Origin of the sequence: Gluconobacter cadivus (assembly GCF_015244745.1) — a bacterium.
Classification (GTDB): Bacteria; Pseudomonadota; Alphaproteobacteria; order Acetobacterales; family Acetobacteraceae; genus Gluconobacter; species Gluconobacter cadivus.
This window is the reverse complement of the sequence record NZ_JABCQI010000005.1, coordinates 31,883-46,279: the sequence shown is the minus strand read 5'-3', so window position 1 is coordinate 46,279 and position 14,397 is coordinate 31,883. Positions and strand designations below refer to the sequence as shown.

Annotated in this window: 16 protein-coding genes; 3 read left to right on the top strand and 13 right to left on the bottom strand. The window is 60.1% G+C overall.

Annotation, left to right across the window (positions count from 1 at the left end; genetic code table 11):
- Nucleotides 1–3 precede the first annotated feature (3 nt).
- On the bottom strand, nt 4–1,851 hold the full coding sequence (gene edd / locus HKD28_RS08390) for a phosphogluconate dehydratase (protein ID WP_194267912.1): 1,848 nt from the start codon (nt 1,849–1,851) through the stop codon (nt 4–6).
- A 412-nt stretch (nt 1,852–2,263) separates the two neighbouring features.
- Between edd and HKD28_RS08385 the strand changes: the two genes are divergently transcribed.
- Nucleotides 2,264–2,947 carry a YfdX family protein gene (locus tag HKD28_RS08385; RefSeq protein ID WP_194262269.1) on the top strand — a complete coding sequence of 228 codons (684 nt, stop codon included), beginning with the start codon at nt 2,264–2,266 and terminating at the stop codon, nt 2,945–2,947.
- A gap of 82 nt (nt 2,948–3,029) precedes the next feature.
- On the opposite strand, the gene HKD28_RS08380 is transcribed toward HKD28_RS08385, so the two are convergent.
- The 4 genes from HKD28_RS08380 to aroQ are packed head-to-tail and all read right to left on the bottom strand — an operon-like array spanning nt 3,030 to nt 5,866.
- Nucleotides 3,030–3,599, bottom strand: coding sequence for an NIPSNAP family protein (locus HKD28_RS08380; protein ID WP_194267911.1), 570 nt, complete (start codon nt 3,597–3,599; stop codon nt 3,030–3,032).
- Nucleotides 3,600–3,612: 13 nt separating this feature from the next.
- On the bottom strand, nt 3,613–4,965 hold the full coding sequence (gene accC / locus HKD28_RS08375) for an acetyl-CoA carboxylase biotin carboxylase subunit (protein ID WP_194267910.1): 1,353 nt from the start codon (nt 4,963–4,965) through the stop codon (nt 3,613–3,615).
- Nucleotides 4,965–5,420, bottom strand: coding sequence for an acetyl-CoA carboxylase biotin carboxyl carrier protein (locus HKD28_RS08370; protein ID WP_194267909.1), 456 nt, complete (start codon nt 5,418–5,420; stop codon nt 4,965–4,967). The genes accC and HKD28_RS08370 overlap by 1 nt, the downstream gene beginning before the upstream one ends.
- The gene (gene aroQ / locus HKD28_RS08365; RefSeq protein ID WP_041112562.1) at nt 5,417–5,866 is read right to left on the bottom strand and encodes a type II 3-dehydroquinate dehydratase; all 450 of its coding nucleotides are present in this window, start codon (nt 5,864–5,866) and stop codon (nt 5,417–5,419) included. Before aroQ ends, HKD28_RS08370 begins: the two co-directional genes overlap by 4 nt.
- A 153-nt stretch (nt 5,867–6,019) precedes the next feature.
- Here aroQ and HKD28_RS08360 point away from each other — a divergent pair, with 153 nt between their 5' ends.
- The gene (locus HKD28_RS08360; RefSeq protein ID WP_194267908.1) at nt 6,020–6,670 is read left to right on the top strand and encodes a septal ring lytic transglycosylase RlpA family protein; all 651 of its coding nucleotides are present in this window, start codon (nt 6,020–6,022) and stop codon (nt 6,668–6,670) included.
- A 22-nt stretch (nt 6,671–6,692) separates the two neighbouring features.
- Here HKD28_RS08360 and HKD28_RS08355 read toward each other — a convergent pair whose 3' ends face one another.
- The gene (locus tag HKD28_RS08355; RefSeq protein WP_244901419.1) at nt 6,693–7,742 is read right to left on the bottom strand and encodes a YihY/virulence factor BrkB family protein; all 1,050 of its coding nucleotides are present in this window, start codon (nt 7,740–7,742) and stop codon (nt 6,693–6,695) included.
- A 382-nt stretch (nt 7,743–8,124) separates the two neighbouring features.
- Here HKD28_RS08355 and HKD28_RS08350 point away from each other — a divergent pair, with 382 nt between their 5' ends.
- Nucleotides 8,125–9,264 (top strand): type III PLP-dependent enzyme, encoded by a 1,140-nt coding sequence (locus HKD28_RS08350; protein ID WP_194267907.1) that lies wholly within the window; start codon nt 8,125–8,127, stop codon nt 9,262–9,264.
- Nucleotides 9,265–9,303: 39 nt separating this feature from the next.
- Here the strand turns inward: HKD28_RS08350 and HKD28_RS08345 are convergent, their stop codons facing one another.
- The 7 genes from HKD28_RS08345 to HKD28_RS08315 form a co-directional block, all read right to left on the bottom strand.
- A complete protein-coding gene (locus HKD28_RS08345) occupies nt 9,304–9,480 on the bottom strand; it encodes a hypothetical protein (protein WP_194267906.1) in 177 nt (58 codons plus the stop codon).
- A gap of 38 nt (nt 9,481–9,518) precedes the next feature.
- Nucleotides 9,519–10,109 carry a hypothetical protein gene (locus tag HKD28_RS08340; RefSeq protein WP_206034827.1) on the bottom strand — a complete coding sequence of 197 codons (591 nt, stop codon included), beginning with the start codon at nt 10,107–10,109 and terminating at the stop codon, nt 9,519–9,521.
- A gap of 114 nt (nt 10,110–10,223) precedes the next feature.
- Nucleotides 10,224–10,718 carry a molybdenum cofactor biosynthesis protein MoaE gene (locus tag HKD28_RS08335; RefSeq protein WP_099287070.1) on the bottom strand — a complete coding sequence of 165 codons (495 nt, stop codon included), beginning with the start codon at nt 10,716–10,718 and terminating at the stop codon, nt 10,224–10,226.
- Nucleotides 10,715–11,554 carry an NTP transferase domain-containing protein gene (locus HKD28_RS08330; protein ID WP_194267905.1) on the bottom strand — a complete coding sequence of 280 codons (840 nt, stop codon included), beginning with the start codon at nt 11,552–11,554 and terminating at the stop codon, nt 10,715–10,717. Before HKD28_RS08330 ends, HKD28_RS08335 begins: the two co-directional genes overlap by 4 nt.
- Nucleotides 11,551–12,033, bottom strand: coding sequence for a cyclic pyranopterin monophosphate synthase MoaC (moaC, locus tag HKD28_RS08325; protein ID WP_194267904.1), 483 nt, complete (start codon nt 12,031–12,033; stop codon nt 11,551–11,553). Before moaC ends, HKD28_RS08330 begins: the two co-directional genes overlap by 4 nt.
- Before the next feature lie 31 nt (nt 12,034–12,064).
- Entirely contained in the window at nt 12,065–13,090 is a 1,026-nt protein-coding gene (gene moaA, locus HKD28_RS08320; RefSeq protein WP_194267903.1) for a GTP 3',8-cyclase MoaA, read from the bottom strand.
- A complete protein-coding gene (locus tag HKD28_RS08315) occupies nt 13,080–14,276 on the bottom strand; it encodes a molybdopterin molybdotransferase MoeA (RefSeq protein ID WP_194267902.1) in 1,197 nt (398 codons plus the stop codon). Before HKD28_RS08315 ends, moaA begins: the two co-directional genes overlap by 11 nt.
- Nucleotides 14,277–14,397 lie beyond the last annotated feature (121 nt).

Genomic DNA, 14,397 nt, shown 5'->3' with positions numbered 1-14,397 from the left:
TCCTTAGTGAATATCGTCGCCGACGGCTTCGATCACGCGATCCATCTGGGCCAACATCGCGGACCCGCCCGCTTCGGCCGGATCATGCACCGAACGCAGCAGCGCGAACAGCTCCCGGCCCGTTCCCAATGCCGGGAGCGGCGGGGCGACCGGCGTGCGGCTGTCCCATTCGGCAGCGTCAACCAATACCTCGATCTGGCCGCTCACGGCGCAGACGCGGATCATGTCACCGTCCTGAACGCGGGCGATCGGACCACCGACCTGCGCTTCAGGGCCGACATGAATGGCTGCCGGCACCTTGCCGCTGGCGCCCGACATACGACCATCCGTCAGAAGCGCGACCTTGAAGCCTCGATCCTGAAGAACGCCCAGCGTCGGGGTCAGCTTGTGCAGCTCCGGCATGCCATTTGCTTCCGGCCCCTGAAAACGGACCACCACGACAACGTCGCGTTCAAGTTCGCCGTTCTGATAGGCCGTGATGACGTCATGCTGATCATTGAAAACTCGGGCAGGCGCTTCGACCGTCAGGTGTTCCGCCGCAATGGCGCTGCTCTTGTAAATCGCGCGTCCCAGATTGCCCGTCATCAGGCGCATGCCGCCATCTGGACGGAACGGCGTTGCCACATCACGCAGGATATCGGTGTCGGTGGACGGCTTTGCGCGGCTGTAAACCAGTTCGTCGCCTTCAAGCGAAGCACGACGCGCATAGTCGGAAAAACCGCCTCGCGAGACTGTAAGAATGTCTTTGTGCAGCATTCCGGCGTGCGTCAGCTCGGCGATGACCGTTGGCATACCCCCCACGCGATTGAACGCATTCACGTCTTCCGAGCCGCTCGGATAGACGCGGGTGATCAGCGGAACAGCGGAAGACAGGCGGCTGATGTCCTCCCAATCGATCAGAATACCGGCAGCGCGGGCGATGGCGGGAAGATGGATGGCGTGATTAGTCGACCCACCCGTCGCCAGCAATCCGACGGCAGCGTTCACGATCGCTTTTTCATCCACACAATGCGCCAGAGGACGCGCGTCTTCACCATTCAGTCCGATTTCCGCTAGCCGGTGAATGCCCGAACGGGTCATGGCCTGACGCAACTTCGTGTTGGGATTAATGAACGCCGAATCCGGCATCATCAGGCCCATGATTTCGACCATCATCTGGTTCGTATTGGCCGTTCCATAGAATGTGCAGGTTCCGGCGCTATGATAGGAGGCGTTTTCCGCTTCCATCAGTTCGGCCTGTCCGACCTTGCCCTGAACGTAGAGCTGGCGGATGCGCTGCTTTTCCTTGTTCGGAAGGCCGGATGGCATCGGACCGGCCGGGATCAGCATGGTCGGCAGGTGACCAAAACGCAGGGCGCCCATCAGAAGCCCCGGCACGATCTTGTCGCAGATCCCGAGCAGCGCCACGCTTTCGAACATGCCGTGGCTCAGACCGACCGCCGTGGACATGGCGATCACGTCGCGGGAGAACAGGGAGAGTTCCATCCCCTCCTGCCCCTGTGTCACACCATCGCACATGGCCGGTGCGCCACCCGCGACCTGAGCCGTCGCCCCGACTTCACGGGCAAACAGCTTGATCTGCTCAGGGTAGCGACCATAAGGCTGATGCGCCGAGAGCATGTCGTTATAGGTCGTGATGATGCCGATATTGGTCCCGGTGGGACGCATCAGCTCCGGCTTGTCGGGGCTGGAAGCCGCGATCGCATGAGCCAGATTTCCGCAGGCGAGTCTGGGCCGGAGCACACCTTTGGCCCGGTTGCGCTCCATCAGAGCAAGATACCGGCGCCGGGAGATTTTCGAACGCTCGATGATACGGGCAGTCACACTCTCGACGACGGGATTCAGAGACATCTGGAAATACTCGCTACTCGGCTGATGCCTGCGATGCGCTCCGGAAAGGCCGACTTTACGGTGCAAGGCACGGTATCGTGATTGAGGCCCCGTTCATACGGAAAGCCCTCCTTCAGGGCAAGCCATTCCCCAAATGAAAACCCCAATATTCTCATTTTTATTTCAATAAATCATTTCATGGTGTCGATAAGTTCTAAAAATTGAACTCCTTGCGCAATAAAAAGAATTGCATCTGTTAGTCACAATTCCCGAAACCCCACGCCCTTCCATAAGCGGCTTCCCTACCCCATCAGAGGGCATCCTGAAAAATATCAAAATGGACCGACAGTCATTAAATGATCGGTAATTTGTCTGATCTATCCTGATGAAATACCGCTAAGGGTCAGAACAGAATATTCACGGAGATAATATCATGAAATTCATTCCCGCCGTCGCCGCGATTTCATCCATCCTTTGCGCAACACCTTTTGCCAGCGCTGATTCACTTCATACCCATTGGGAAAAATTCAAGGCCCACCGCGCTTTCCATCATCTTTCTGCTGACGGACAGCGCGCCTTTCAGGATATTCTGAAGGCTCGTGACATTCTCCAGACGACCGGCAAGACCGAAGCCGCCATTCCGGCACTTTATGATGCCCAGAAACGTCTTGCCGCCGCGGAAAAGGCTGACAAAAAGTTTCAGGCTGCCGAAAACGATCTCCATCCTGCTCCGCAGCATCCCGTTATCGCCAACCATCAGCCTGTCGTCGGACAGACGGACTGGCTTCCGGTCGGCGGTGAGTTCGTCGTGAGCGAGACACTGGCTCCTGAAAAGAAAGCTGCGGTCGCCACCGCAAATGCGCAATTGAAGTCTGGCAATACGGATCAGGCTGCCCAGACCATGCAGGTCGTCGGGGCCGATGCAGATTTCATTATGGCGCTGGCTCCGCTTACACCGGTGCAGGGTGCGGTTTATCGGGCAACCGTTTTCACTGAGGGGCATAACCCTCAGGAGGCTGTCGCTGCGCTGACACAGGCTTTGGAGTCGGTTGTATTCGTTTCCGAAAGCACGATCGAAACACTGGCTCCTGCTGCTCCGACAGCCGCCAAGAAGTAATTTTTCGAAGCAGGGCCTAAGGCATAAAAAAAGCGGTGCAGGCTCAAGCCTCACCGCTTTTTTCTATGTTGTTCGTACCGTCTTAGCGCCAAGCGGAATCTTTGGCCGGAAGCAGAATTGCATTTTCCATAATGTTCAGATGGATTGCGACCTTAGGCGGCCAGATCCCGCTCGCAACAGCCTGAGCCCTGATCTCCATACGCGCATTCATGTCTGCGTAGGGCCAGATATGAGCCAGCCGTGGTGTCCCTTCGAGAGATACCATCCCGCAGACCAGCCCGGAAAGCTCCAGCCGTGGCGGGAGGGACGCCACAAAGGCTTCCTCCACATCCCCAACCTGCCCCAGCTTCATCTCGTAGCAGCGCCATTCATAAACGCCACCGTGCGCCCCGGCAGGAAGCAGGGGCGAAATGAGGCGCCAGCTTGTGATATCAACGCTCTGAATAGCGTCTTTGGGGATCGCAGCAAGAAGCTCGGGTCGCCCATCCAGAAGACCGGCATAGGTGTCGGCGGTCCGGAACAGGACAACCCGGTTGAGCACACCGATCTCGCTCACCCAGACGCCAAGTCCATCACGCCCCGTGAGCGCAGAAACCACCACAGGCAGCTGCCCGATCCGGATATCAAGGATAATGGTTTCCGCGTAACTCATAGGTGACTCCGGTTTACTTTCCTGCCTGCTGGGCAGCGACGAAATTTTCCAGCCAGTGGATGGTGTAATCCCCTTTCTGGAAAGAAGGATCAGCCAGAATTTTCTGATGGAGCGGAATGACCGTTTTCACGCCATCCACTACACATTCGTCCAGAGCACGCTGCATGCGGGCAATGGCTTCGGCGCGCGTGGGGGCATGCACGATCAGCTTGGCGATCATGCTGTCGTAGTAAGGCGGGATGCGATAGCCAGCGTAAATGGCGCTGTCCATCCGCACACCCAACCCACCCGGAGCATGGAACACCTTGATCGTGCCGGGGCTCGGCATGAAGGTCTCAGGATCTTCCGCATTGATGCGGCACTCAATCGCATGCCCGGACATCTTGATGTCCAACTGCGTGTACCCAAGCGGTTCACCAGAGGCGATCCGGATTTGCTCACGCACGAGATCCACGTTGCAGACCATCTCCGTCACCGGATGTTCGACCTGAAGACGCGTGTTCATCTCGATGAAGCAGAACTGACCGTCCTGATACAGGAACTCCAGCGTGCCCGCATTGCGATAGCCCATGCGCGAAAGAGCCTCGGTCGCGGTACGACCAATTTCCTCACGTTCGGCGTCTGTCAGGGCCGGTGAACCGGCTTCTTCCAGCAGCTTCTGATGACGGCGCTGGAGCGAACAGTCACGCTCGCCGAAATGCACGACATTGCCATGCGCGTCGCCAAGGATCTGAAGCTCGATATGACGCGGACGGTTGAGATACTTCTCGAGATAGACCTCGTCATTGCCAAAAGCCGCGCGGGCTTCAGCACGGGCGACCGACCAGGCTTCCTCAATGTCGTCCGCCGTCATCGCGACCTTCATCCCGCGCCCGCCACCACCGGCAGCAGCCTTGATGAGGACCGGATAGCCGACTTTGTCCGCAACTTCACGCGCGGCCTGCAAGTCAGCCAGACCGCCATCGGACCCCGGCACCAGCGGCACGCCGAGCGCGCGCATGGTCGTCTTGGCAGCGATCTTGTCGCCCATCGTGCGGATATGCTCGGCGGTCGGACCAATGAACGCGAGGCCGTGTTCTTCCACGGTCTCGGCAAACTCGGCATTTTCCGACAGAAAGCCATAACCGGGATGAATGGCGTCTGCTCCCGTGATCATCGCAGCCGAAAGGATGGCGGCAACATTCAGATAGGAGTCGCGCGCGCTCGGCGGACCGATGCAGACGGCTTCGTCCGCAAGGCGCACATGCATCGCATCGGCGTCTGCCGTCGAATGCACGGCAACGGTTTTGATGCCCATCTCGCGGCAGGCGCGCTGGATCCGCAGCGCGATCTCACCACGATTGGCAATGAGGACCTTGGAAATCATTACTCGATGATCGCCAGTGCTTCGCCGAACTCGACCGGCTGACCGGATTCGACAAGGAACTTCGTCAGCGTGCCGGCGCGGGGGGCCTTGATCTGGTTGAAGGTCTTCATGGCTTCGATGAGCATGATCGTCTGACCCGCAGTCACCGTCTGGCCTTCGACGGCGAACGGCGGAGAGGCCGGATCGGGCGTCAGATAGGCAACGCCGACCATCGGGCTCGGCACCATGCCCGGGTGTTTGGCCGGATCGGCCGGAGCCGCAACAGCTGCGGCGACAGCCGGGGCCGCGGGTGCCGCAGCGGCCTGCACAGGAGCAGCAGCCTGAACCACGTTCACGTTGCGCGCCACGCGGATACGGCTGTCCGCTTCGGAAATCTCGATTTCGGTCAGGCCGGTCTGTGTCAGAATATCGGCCAATGCCCGGATGGCATCCTTGTCCACGAGCATACGGCTCATCCTTCGTCTTCGATCATGTCGGTTATTGCCTGAAGCGCGTGCGCATATCCCCTGACGCCGAGGCCACAGATCACGCCGATGGCGGCCTGCGAGACGTAGGTGTGATGACGGAACGGCTCCCTGCGATGAATATTGGAAATATGAACCTCAACCACCGGCAGCTCGACCGCCAGAAGCGCATCGAGCAGGGCAATCGAGGTGTGTCCGTAAGCTGCGGGATTGATCACGATTCCGTCTGCACGGCCGCGACATTCCTGAACCCAGGACACAAGCTCACCCTCTCCGTTCGTCTGGCGGAAATCAATGGCAACATCAAGCCGTTCGGCAGCCTGAATGCACACCTGCTCGACATCGTCGAGCGTGGCGTGACCATAGATTCCGGGCTGGCGAAGACCCAGCATATTGAGATTCGGACCGTTGAGAACGGTAATCAGAGGGCGTTTCATCTGGCCGCGCGATAGCACTTTCGAAGCTGTCATGAAAGCGTCATTGCCCTATTGCTGCCGTCTTCAGGGTGTCCAAAAGGCGACAGGGCAGCATTTTTGTGCTATCAGGACCAATCTGAGCCCGTCCCGTCCACTGGAGAAGAACCTGATATAGTGCGCTTCAACCTGTCTGCCCTTCGCAATCCCCTAGGCTTCATCCCCCTGCGCAGCATGACATTTGCCGTAGCGCTTGCAGGTCTGGCCGGTCATCACACCGCACATGCGAGTGACGAGTCCACCGTTGATGGAACGCCGAGAACAAGCTGGGCAGACTCCGTTCGGGCCGCACTCTCCAACCGGGCTCATCAGGCCGCACATGCGTGGTCCCAGCATGGTATGGCAAGCTGGTACGGACGACATTTCCACGGACGACGCACCGCAAGCGGCGCGACATTCAACACCAATGATCTGACCGCCGCACACCCTTCCCTTCCCATCGGGACGAAGCTGCTCGTGACGTCACAGGACACGGGGCGGTCGGTCGTGGTGACGGTCAATGACCGTGGCCCTTTCAACAGCCGCATCATTGATCTGTCCCACGCTGCGGCCGCGAAAATCGGCATGCTGGGCGCAGGAACGGCGCATGTGACGATCGCGAAAATGACGGAAGCGGTTCCCTCCCCGCAGTCCAGCTCCGAGCCTGAAGTGGCGGAAGCCGATCCGTCAGATACCAGCGCACAGGCGATCGAAGCCTCAGGTACCAATACAGCCCCTACCTCTCCGCGGGGCAGCGCATCACAGCGTATCCCGCACCATCACCACTGACGCTGAACGTCTGGTCTGATCTTCAGGCCAGACTTGTTTCTTCCGGGGGCACGGCCTGACTTTTACCGGCCCGGGCCTCAAGGCTGGCGTTCAGCTCTGCTCCGAACAGCACAACATACGCGCTTACGAAAAGCCACATCATGATGGCTGCGACAGCGCCGAGGGGCCCATAGGTCGCGCCATAGCTGGCGAAATGCGCGACATACCATGAAAAGCCGAGAGACGTTGCGACCCACAGGATCGTCGCAAGGATCGAGCCCGGAAAAATCCAGCGCCATTCTGTATGCACGCGGCACGGCGCAAAGCGGTACAGCAGCGTCACAGCAATAAAGACGAACAGCAGCATCAGAACCGGCGCAAGCGTATGCACGATCATCGGCGCGCCGTAGGACAGCAGAAAATTCACTGGGAATGGCGGATCGCTGAGGAAACTGACGTGGCGTGGCAGGTAATCCACGAGTGCGGGGGCCGCCACCATGAGCGCCAGAGTGAGTGCCGCGCCCACGATAGCCGTCAGCGTAGTTGACAGCGCGACAGCCTGAAACTTCAGAAAACTCCGCGTTTCCTGCGCATTATAGGCCATATTCAACGCGGAGAGGATTGACTTCGTACTGGCCGAAGCGGACCACAGGGCCACAGCTAGCGAGAAGATCAGCCCGATTGTCAGCGACGAGTGGGGCTGGGAAATCAGTTCGTGGATCCGGTCACCGATCAGGGCATAGGCCGATGGCGGCAGGAGATGCCTCAGCACTTCGAGCTGGGGTTCGACCGACTGAAGATCAAAGGCCAGACCATAAAGGGAAATCAGGCTGGAGATGGCCGGGAAAAGCGACAGCGTGGCGTAAAACGCACATCCCGCCGCAGAGAGCGAAGTCTGGCTGGAGCCGACTTCGGCGAAGAGATGCTTGGCAACGACCCGCCAAGCAGCATGATGCAATCTGTTCTGGGATGATACCACATTCGGATCAGCGGCATCCGTAGCAGCAGGTGGTTGTCCCGACTCCGAAGATACGGCTTGTTCCGGCATGACCCGGGAGCCGGAAAGGGTCGCAGATTCGGATGTCAAACTCACGCAGGGTTTCCTCGGCAGTGTCCTGTTGGGGCAGCGGTCGCGCTCATGACAGTCCGGATCGGACGACATGAGCATGTACCTACGCGGAAGATGCCTTCAGCGTTCCGAATTCGCCCTGATTCAGCTCACCAATATTGGCAAAAGCATCACAATGCAAAATTAGCGGTTGCACGACGGGGCATTTGGTCCCATATGCCCGCCTCACGCAGCAACGCACGTGCCACTGGCCCACTCGAGGTTACGCAACGACGTCAAGCGTTCTGGCCTTCAGGAATCCACCCGTTACGGATTCCCGCTATTCGCCGGTCCGTTCGACCGTTTCGCAACACACTCGCAGGGCGATATCGTTCCCTGACGAGTCCGGTTCTGGGAATTGAGTGTCATGACTCCCAAAATCTCACGCTTCCTTGCCGAGCAGCAGCCGGCAACCCCTTGCCTCGTCGTCGATCTCGACGTCGTGGGCGCGCATTACCGTGCCCTGCACGATGCGCTCGGGGAAGCGAAAATCTATTACGCCATCAAGGCCAACCCGGCCCCGGCCATTCTCGAACGCCTCGTCCGGCTGGGCTCTTCCTTCGACGCCGCCTCCATTGCGGAAATCCGCATGTGTCTCGATGCCGGTGCAACACCGGACCGGATCTCTTACGGCAATACGCTGAAGAAGCCGGAATGGATCCGTGAAGCGCATGATCTGGGTATCAGCTTGTTCGTGTTCGACAGCATTGAAGAGCTGGAAAAGCTCGGCAAACATGCGCCCGGTGCCCGCGTTTTCTGTCGCCTGGCCGTGGAAAACGAAGGTGCCGACTGGCCCCTGTCCCGCAAGTTCGGCACCACGCTGAACAATGCCCGCACGCTCATGCTGCGCGCACGCGAACTCGGCCTGAAGCCTTATGGCCTGTCCTTCCATGTCGGCAGCCAGCAAACTGGCGTTGCGGCTTATGATCACGCCATCGCCAAGGCGGCTGGCCTGTATCATGATCTGCGCGCGCTGGGCGTGGACCTTCAGATGCTCAATCTGGGTGGCGGCTTCCCGACGCATTACCGCGAGAACGTCCCTTCCGTTCAGGATTTCGCAGACACGATCCATACGTCCCTCAAGACGCATTTCCCGGATGGTGCGCCGGAAATTCTGCTGGAGCCGGGCCGCTATATGGTCGGACAGTCGGGGGTCGTATCGAGCGAGGTCATTCTCGTCAGCCGACGTGGCGGTGCTGTCACCGATCCGCGCTGGGTTTATCTCGATATCGGGCGTTTTGGTGGACTGGCGGAGACGGAAGGCGAGGCCATCCGCTACACGTTCCGCACCTCCCGCGATTCAGAAGACAGCAGCCGTTCGCCATGTGTCGTGGCCGGTCCGAGTTGCGATGGTGTGGATATCATGTACGAGAAAAACCGCATCCCGATGCCGGATTCGCTCGAATGTGGCGATCGCGTCGAGATTCTTGCTACCGGCGCGTATGTCTCGACGTACTGCTCTGTCGGTTTCAACGGCTTTCCGCCGCTGACCGAATACTACATCTGAAAACAACGTCTCCGGTCCATCCATGGGCTGGAGACGGGTTTATCCCCTGAACGTCTCTTCCAGACCGGACTGGTACCCCAGTGCGGACAGGAGGTCGTCGGCGGAAATTTCAAGATTGACGCAGGCCAGCCAGCAGAAACCAACCACGCCTGCGAGCAGCAGCAACAGACAGACCGTCATATGTTCCAGCTCCTCAAAGCCCGGAATGCGTGACACGACGCCATTCCGGGCAGTACGCCTGCCCAGCGACATCATCAGTGCATCACCCGGTTCGCTTCGGGCGCTCTCTCACGCTGGAGAGGGCCGCTATCCTGCGGCCATAGAACGCGCATCCGCGACGGGCTGACGGAGCGCCAGCGGCTGATCGACGACAATGCTCCGCCGCCTGAAATCGTCGTCTCGTCTTTCAGCAATGTCTTGGGGAGCCAATGCCCTGCTCCGGCGAGGCAATCCGCCAGGAGCGTCAGGGCCGTGGCAAGACAGCCCTGTACGAAACGATCGGGAAAGACTTCCGCCAGCAGCACGAAAACGTCACGCTGGCCTTCATTCTGGGCCGCGACGATCCCGCGCAGGAAACGCTCCTCCAGCACCGTCAGGGACTGCATGCCCGGCGCATTCACCGCGAGCCCCGGCTGTCCCGCAACATTCAGAAGATGAACGGCGTCCGAGAAGGCCCCTTCCGCAGCATCGAGCGCCGGGCGGAAGCAGACCGGGAACAGGCCATCGGTCGTTTTTGTCTCAGGGCAGTTTGGCAAACGGTAATGGCTGATGAGGCAGCGGATGCTCCACAGCGCCAGCCGTTCACAGCAGCAGAGATCGGACAGGGAAAGCGACAGCCGTGTCATGGGGATAACTCCGAATCAGCAGGACCGGACTCATCCTAATTGAGAATGATTTGCAATTACAACTCAAAAAAGACACTGCGGAACAGAAAGCTTCTGCTCCGCAGTCAGGCCCACTCAGTGGTGGTGATGGCCACACTGTCCATGATCGTGGTCATGAGCATCCGTTTCGGAGGCACGGGGCGCCGTCTGGCAATGATGGCACGCCACCCATTCGGCGTCCCCATCCAGATAATGTTCCTTCTTCCAGACAGGAACCCGGTGCTTGATCTCGTCGATGATGTAGCGGCAGGCCCGGAACGCCGCATCGCGATGCGGAGCTGAAACACCGATCCAGACGGCGACCTCCCCGACCTTCAGACTACCCGTCCGGTGCATAGCCACGGCCTCGCTGATCTCAAAGCGTTCCAGCGCTTCTGCGACGATGCGTTCGCCTTCAAGCTGCGCCAGCGCTTCGTAGGACTCATATTCCAGACCATCCACGGGGCGGCCGTCATTCCTGTTACGGACCCAGCCTTCAAAGGTGCAGAAGCCACCCGCCTCGGCCAGATGCAGATCTTCACGCAGCAGGTTCAGATCCACGGGCGCAGACGCCATCCGAAAGCGGCTCATCCTCCCGTCACCGGCGGAATGAACACGATATGGTCCCCGTCCTTGAGGGGCTGTGTCCAGGGCGCGAAATCACCGTTGATCGCCACACGGAGCTTCGAGGCTTCGAAAGGAAAGGCGTATGTCGCACGCAGTTCCTCGTAAAGCGGCCCGACGGTTGCGAATGTGGTCTCAAGCGTCTGCTCGCGCGTTCCGGCCAACTCCCGGAGCTGTGCGAAATATTCCAGTGTCAGGCGAATCATCGGCCCTCCCGTCGTGTGTTCCAGACGCCGGGTCGCATCCTCGCGTTCCTCGGGCGTGTTGATATTGTCGAGCGCGCCACGAGCATAGGGCTCCAGCAGCTTGGTCGGACTGTTGATCAGCAGCTTGCGCGGGCAGGTCCGGCCATCCAGAACCTGCTGTTCCAGACGATCGAGCGCTTCGGGTTCCCAGATGGCACAGAGCGGTTCCGGCAGACCGTCATGTTCGCTGCGATAGGCAACTGCGACATCTGTGGCCTCCCACCTTGCGATCAGATTCTCCAACGTGCCCCGATCCAGCATCGGCAGATCGCAGGCCAGCACCAGCCAGGCGACATCCGGATGAGCCAGATGCGCGGACAGCAGACCGGCCGCCGGGCCGTCGATTTCTACTGAATCGACGATCTGGGGAAAATCCGCCCGAAGAGGATTTTCCGTCTGGTCCGGACGCACCGAGACGAAACAGTTTTCCACCAGAGGCGACAGGACATCGAATGCGGCCTGAAGCTGCGGCTTGCCGTGATAGGCGAGCGCGGCCTTGTCCGTCCCCATGCGTTTGCTGGCCCCACCCGCAAGGATCAGGCCGTAAAGTGGCTTCACGATTCGATCCTCTGGAAGTCGCGCTTGCCGCCTGCCTTGCCCATCAGCCGGACCTCGCGGATGACCATGTCGTGGGACATGGCCTTGCACATGTCGTAGATCGTGAGTGCCGCTACGGACGCGCCGGTCAGGGCTTCCATTTCCACACCTGTCCGCCCCTTGCACGACACCCGACAGTCAATCACCGCCTCGTCGCCCTCAATCGTGATGTCCACCCGGCAGCCGCTGAGAGACAGCGGGTGACACAGTGGAATGAGCTGCGAGGTCGATTTCACACCCATCACGCCCGCAATCTGCGCCACGGTCAGAACAGCGCCCTTGGCCGTCATGAACCCGGCGTCAGACAGCGTCTGCGCCATGTCGGACGGGAAAACCAGACGGGCCTGCGCATGGGCGCTGCGCTCAGTCACGTCCTTGCCGCTGATATCGACCATGCGCGGATCTTCGCCGTGCTCGTTGACATGGGTGAGCGTTTTCATCGTGTTCGATCTCCCGATCCGACTACCGTTTCTAACCGCCGATATAGTTCATCTCGATGCGGCGACGTGCTGGTGCATCCGCAGACGCAGCCCGTTCCTCACTATACCTGTCCGTCCGCTGGCGCCACACCCCGGCCAGCAGCGCACGCAGGGCCGTATCGTCTTCGTCGCTCCGCAAAAGTGTTCGCAGATCCGTCCCTTCCGACGCGAACAGGCAGGTATAAATCTGCCCCTCCGACGAGAGACGTGCGCGGGAACAGTCTCCGCAGAACGGCGCTGTGACGGAAGAAATAAACCCGACTTCTCCGCCCCCGTCGCAGTAGCGGTATCGTTGTGCCACTTCCCCGCGATAATGCGCGTCGACCGGTTCGAGCGGCCAACGGGCGTCAAGCCGTTCCAGCAGTTCACGCGACGGAACCACTTCCGCCCGCTCCCAGTGATTGCGCGTTCCGACATCCATGTATTCGATGAACCGCAGCACGACGCCGCTGTGGCGGAAGCGTTCGGCCAGTGCTTCGACGCCTGTATCGTTCAGGCCGCGCTGGATGACGGTGTTCAGTTTCACGCCGCCTGAAAAACCTGCCTGCGCAGCACTATCGATGGCCTCCAGAACCGGTTCAAGCTGCGCGCGGCCACCGCTCATTCGCGCAAAAACCGCCGGGTCCAGACTGTCGAGACTGACCGTCACACGATTCAGCCCCGCCGCTTTCAATTCCCGAACATGCCGCTCCAGCAGAACGCCGTTCGTAGTCAGTGCAACATCTTCCACGCCCGGGATGGACGCCAGACGCGCTATGAGGTCCGGCAGCTTCGGACGCAGAAGCGGCTCCCCACCTGTCAGGCGCAGTTTGCGCACCCCGAGCGATACGGCCACACGCGCCACACGTTCGATTTCGTCGAAGCTCAGACGCTCTTTGGGTTCCAGAAAGCGGAAATGTTCGTGATAGGTCGCTTCCGGCATGCAGTACGGGCAACGGAAATTGCACCGATCCATCACGGAGATCCGCAGATCATGCAGCGGACGACTGAAGCGGTCGGTCAGGGCGTTACCAGCCATGAAACAACACGGCCGTTCCACGGGATGACACACCATCCCCGCGTGACAGTTCCACAAACCCGTCCGTTGAAGCCAGAAAGCTGAAATCCCCTGATGTTGGCATCGGACACGGCGTTGCGCGCGCCTGCCCCGTCGCATCATGATGGAGCTTTACAGGCAGAAAGCGCGTCAGGGTCGGGATCAGTTCGGCATCCGCATCCAGCATGACCATGTAGGGCTCAGGACGGCTCAGCCCCTGCCCGGCCAGGAGCATCGGCATGACGTAACGCACCCCGCAGGTCGTGGCGGAGACCGGGTTGCCCGGCAGCCCGAAAACGCGCTGCCCTTCCGGCCCGACCCCAAACCATAACGGCTTACCCGGACGCTGCGCCACCTTGTGGAACACCCGCTCGACCCCGATTTTCGACAGCGCTTTGGGAACGTGATCGAAGGCCCCCATCGAAACGCCCCCGCTCAGGATCAGAACATCATGCCGTGAAAGCTGTTCGCGCAGTGCCACAATCGTCTCCGCGAGATCGTCCGGGACGACGGAGCGTTCAATGCAGTTGAATCCGCGTGACAGGAGCGCGCCGGTCAGGGCGAATTCATTGGACCGGCGGATTTCCCAGTCCCGCACAGGAGCGCCCACATCCACGAGTTCGTCGCCCGTCGCCACGATCCCGATGGAAGGAATCCGCGACACGCTGACCTGCGCGTGGCCATTCCCCGCCAGAACCGCCAGCGCCGGACCGTCCAGACGGCGCCCGGGAGACAGAAGTTCTGTCCCGGCCGTACAATCGGAACCCCGGCGATGGATAAACTGGCCCTTGCGCGGCTCATAGCCCTCTTCAAAGCGGATCAGTCGTCCTTCGCGAACAAGACGTTCGACCGGAACGACGGTATCCGCCCCTTCCGGCAGGACCGCGCCCGTCATCACTTCCAGACAGACAGGACCGTCCGGCAAGACCTGCCCCGGTGCACCGGCGCGCTGAATCCCGTGCGAGACCAGCGTCTGGCCGCTGCCGTGACGATAGGCAATGCCGTCCATCATCACACGATCATAAGGCGGCTGGGCGCGCTCGGCATGGATCGTCTGCTGAAGGACGCGACCGGCTGCCATCGTCAGATCCACGGCCTCGGTCCCGAAGCTTCCGGCATAATCCAGCACCAGTTCCATGGCCCGTGTAACGCTCAGGAGATCACTCATTTCCGCTCCGGTCTCTGGTGCGTCTGTTGCGCTGGCTGAAATGCCGACGCCGCGTTCCCTGCCGATATAGACCTCATGGCCCACGGATCAACAGTCTGTGGGTGAAAGGGTATGTCATAAT

Bases quoted from the DNA above. Each gene is read 5' to 3' on its own strand.
- HKD28_RS08335 (WP_099287070.1), bottom strand. From the start codon at position 10,718: ATGAGCCGCTTTCGGATGGCGTCTGCGCCCGTGGATCTGAACCTGCTG.
- aroQ (WP_041112562.1), bottom strand. From the start codon at position 5,866: ATGAAACGCCCTCTGATTACCGTTCTCAACGGTCCGAATCTCAATATG.
- moaA (WP_194267903.1), bottom strand. From the start codon at position 13,090: ATGGCTGGTAACGCCCTGACCGACCGCTTCAGTCGTCCGCTGCATGAT.
- HKD28_RS08370 (WP_194267909.1), bottom strand. From the start codon at position 5,420: ATGAGCCGTATGCTCGTGGACAAGGATGCCATCCGGGCATTGGCCGAT.
- edd (WP_194267912.1), bottom strand. From the start codon at position 1,851: ATGTCTCTGAATCCCGTCGTCGAGAGTGTGACTGCCCGTATCATCGAG.
- HKD28_RS08350 (WP_194267907.1), top strand. From the start codon at position 8,125: ATGACTCCCAAAATCTCACGCTTCCTTGCCGAGCAGCAGCCGGCAACC.
- HKD28_RS08340 (WP_206034827.1), bottom strand. From the start codon at position 10,109: ATGACACGGCTGTCGCTTTCCCTGTCCGATCTCTGCTGCTGTGAACGG.
- HKD28_RS08380 (WP_194267911.1), bottom strand. From the start codon at position 3,599: ATGAGTTACGCGGAAACCATTATCCTTGATATCCGGATCGGGCAGCTG.
- moaC (WP_194267904.1), bottom strand. From the start codon at position 12,033: ATGAAAACGCTCACCCATGTCAACGAGCACGGCGAAGATCCGCGCATG.
- accC (WP_194267910.1), bottom strand. From the start codon at position 4,965: ATGATTTCCAAGGTCCTCATTGCCAATCGTGGTGAGATCGCGCTGCGG.
- HKD28_RS08315 (WP_194267902.1), bottom strand. From the start codon at position 14,276: ATGAGTGATCTCCTGAGCGTTACACGGGCCATGGAACTGGTGCTGGAT.
- HKD28_RS08385 (WP_194262269.1), top strand. From the start codon at position 2,264: ATGAAATTCATTCCCGCCGTCGCCGCGATTTCATCCATCCTTTGCGCA.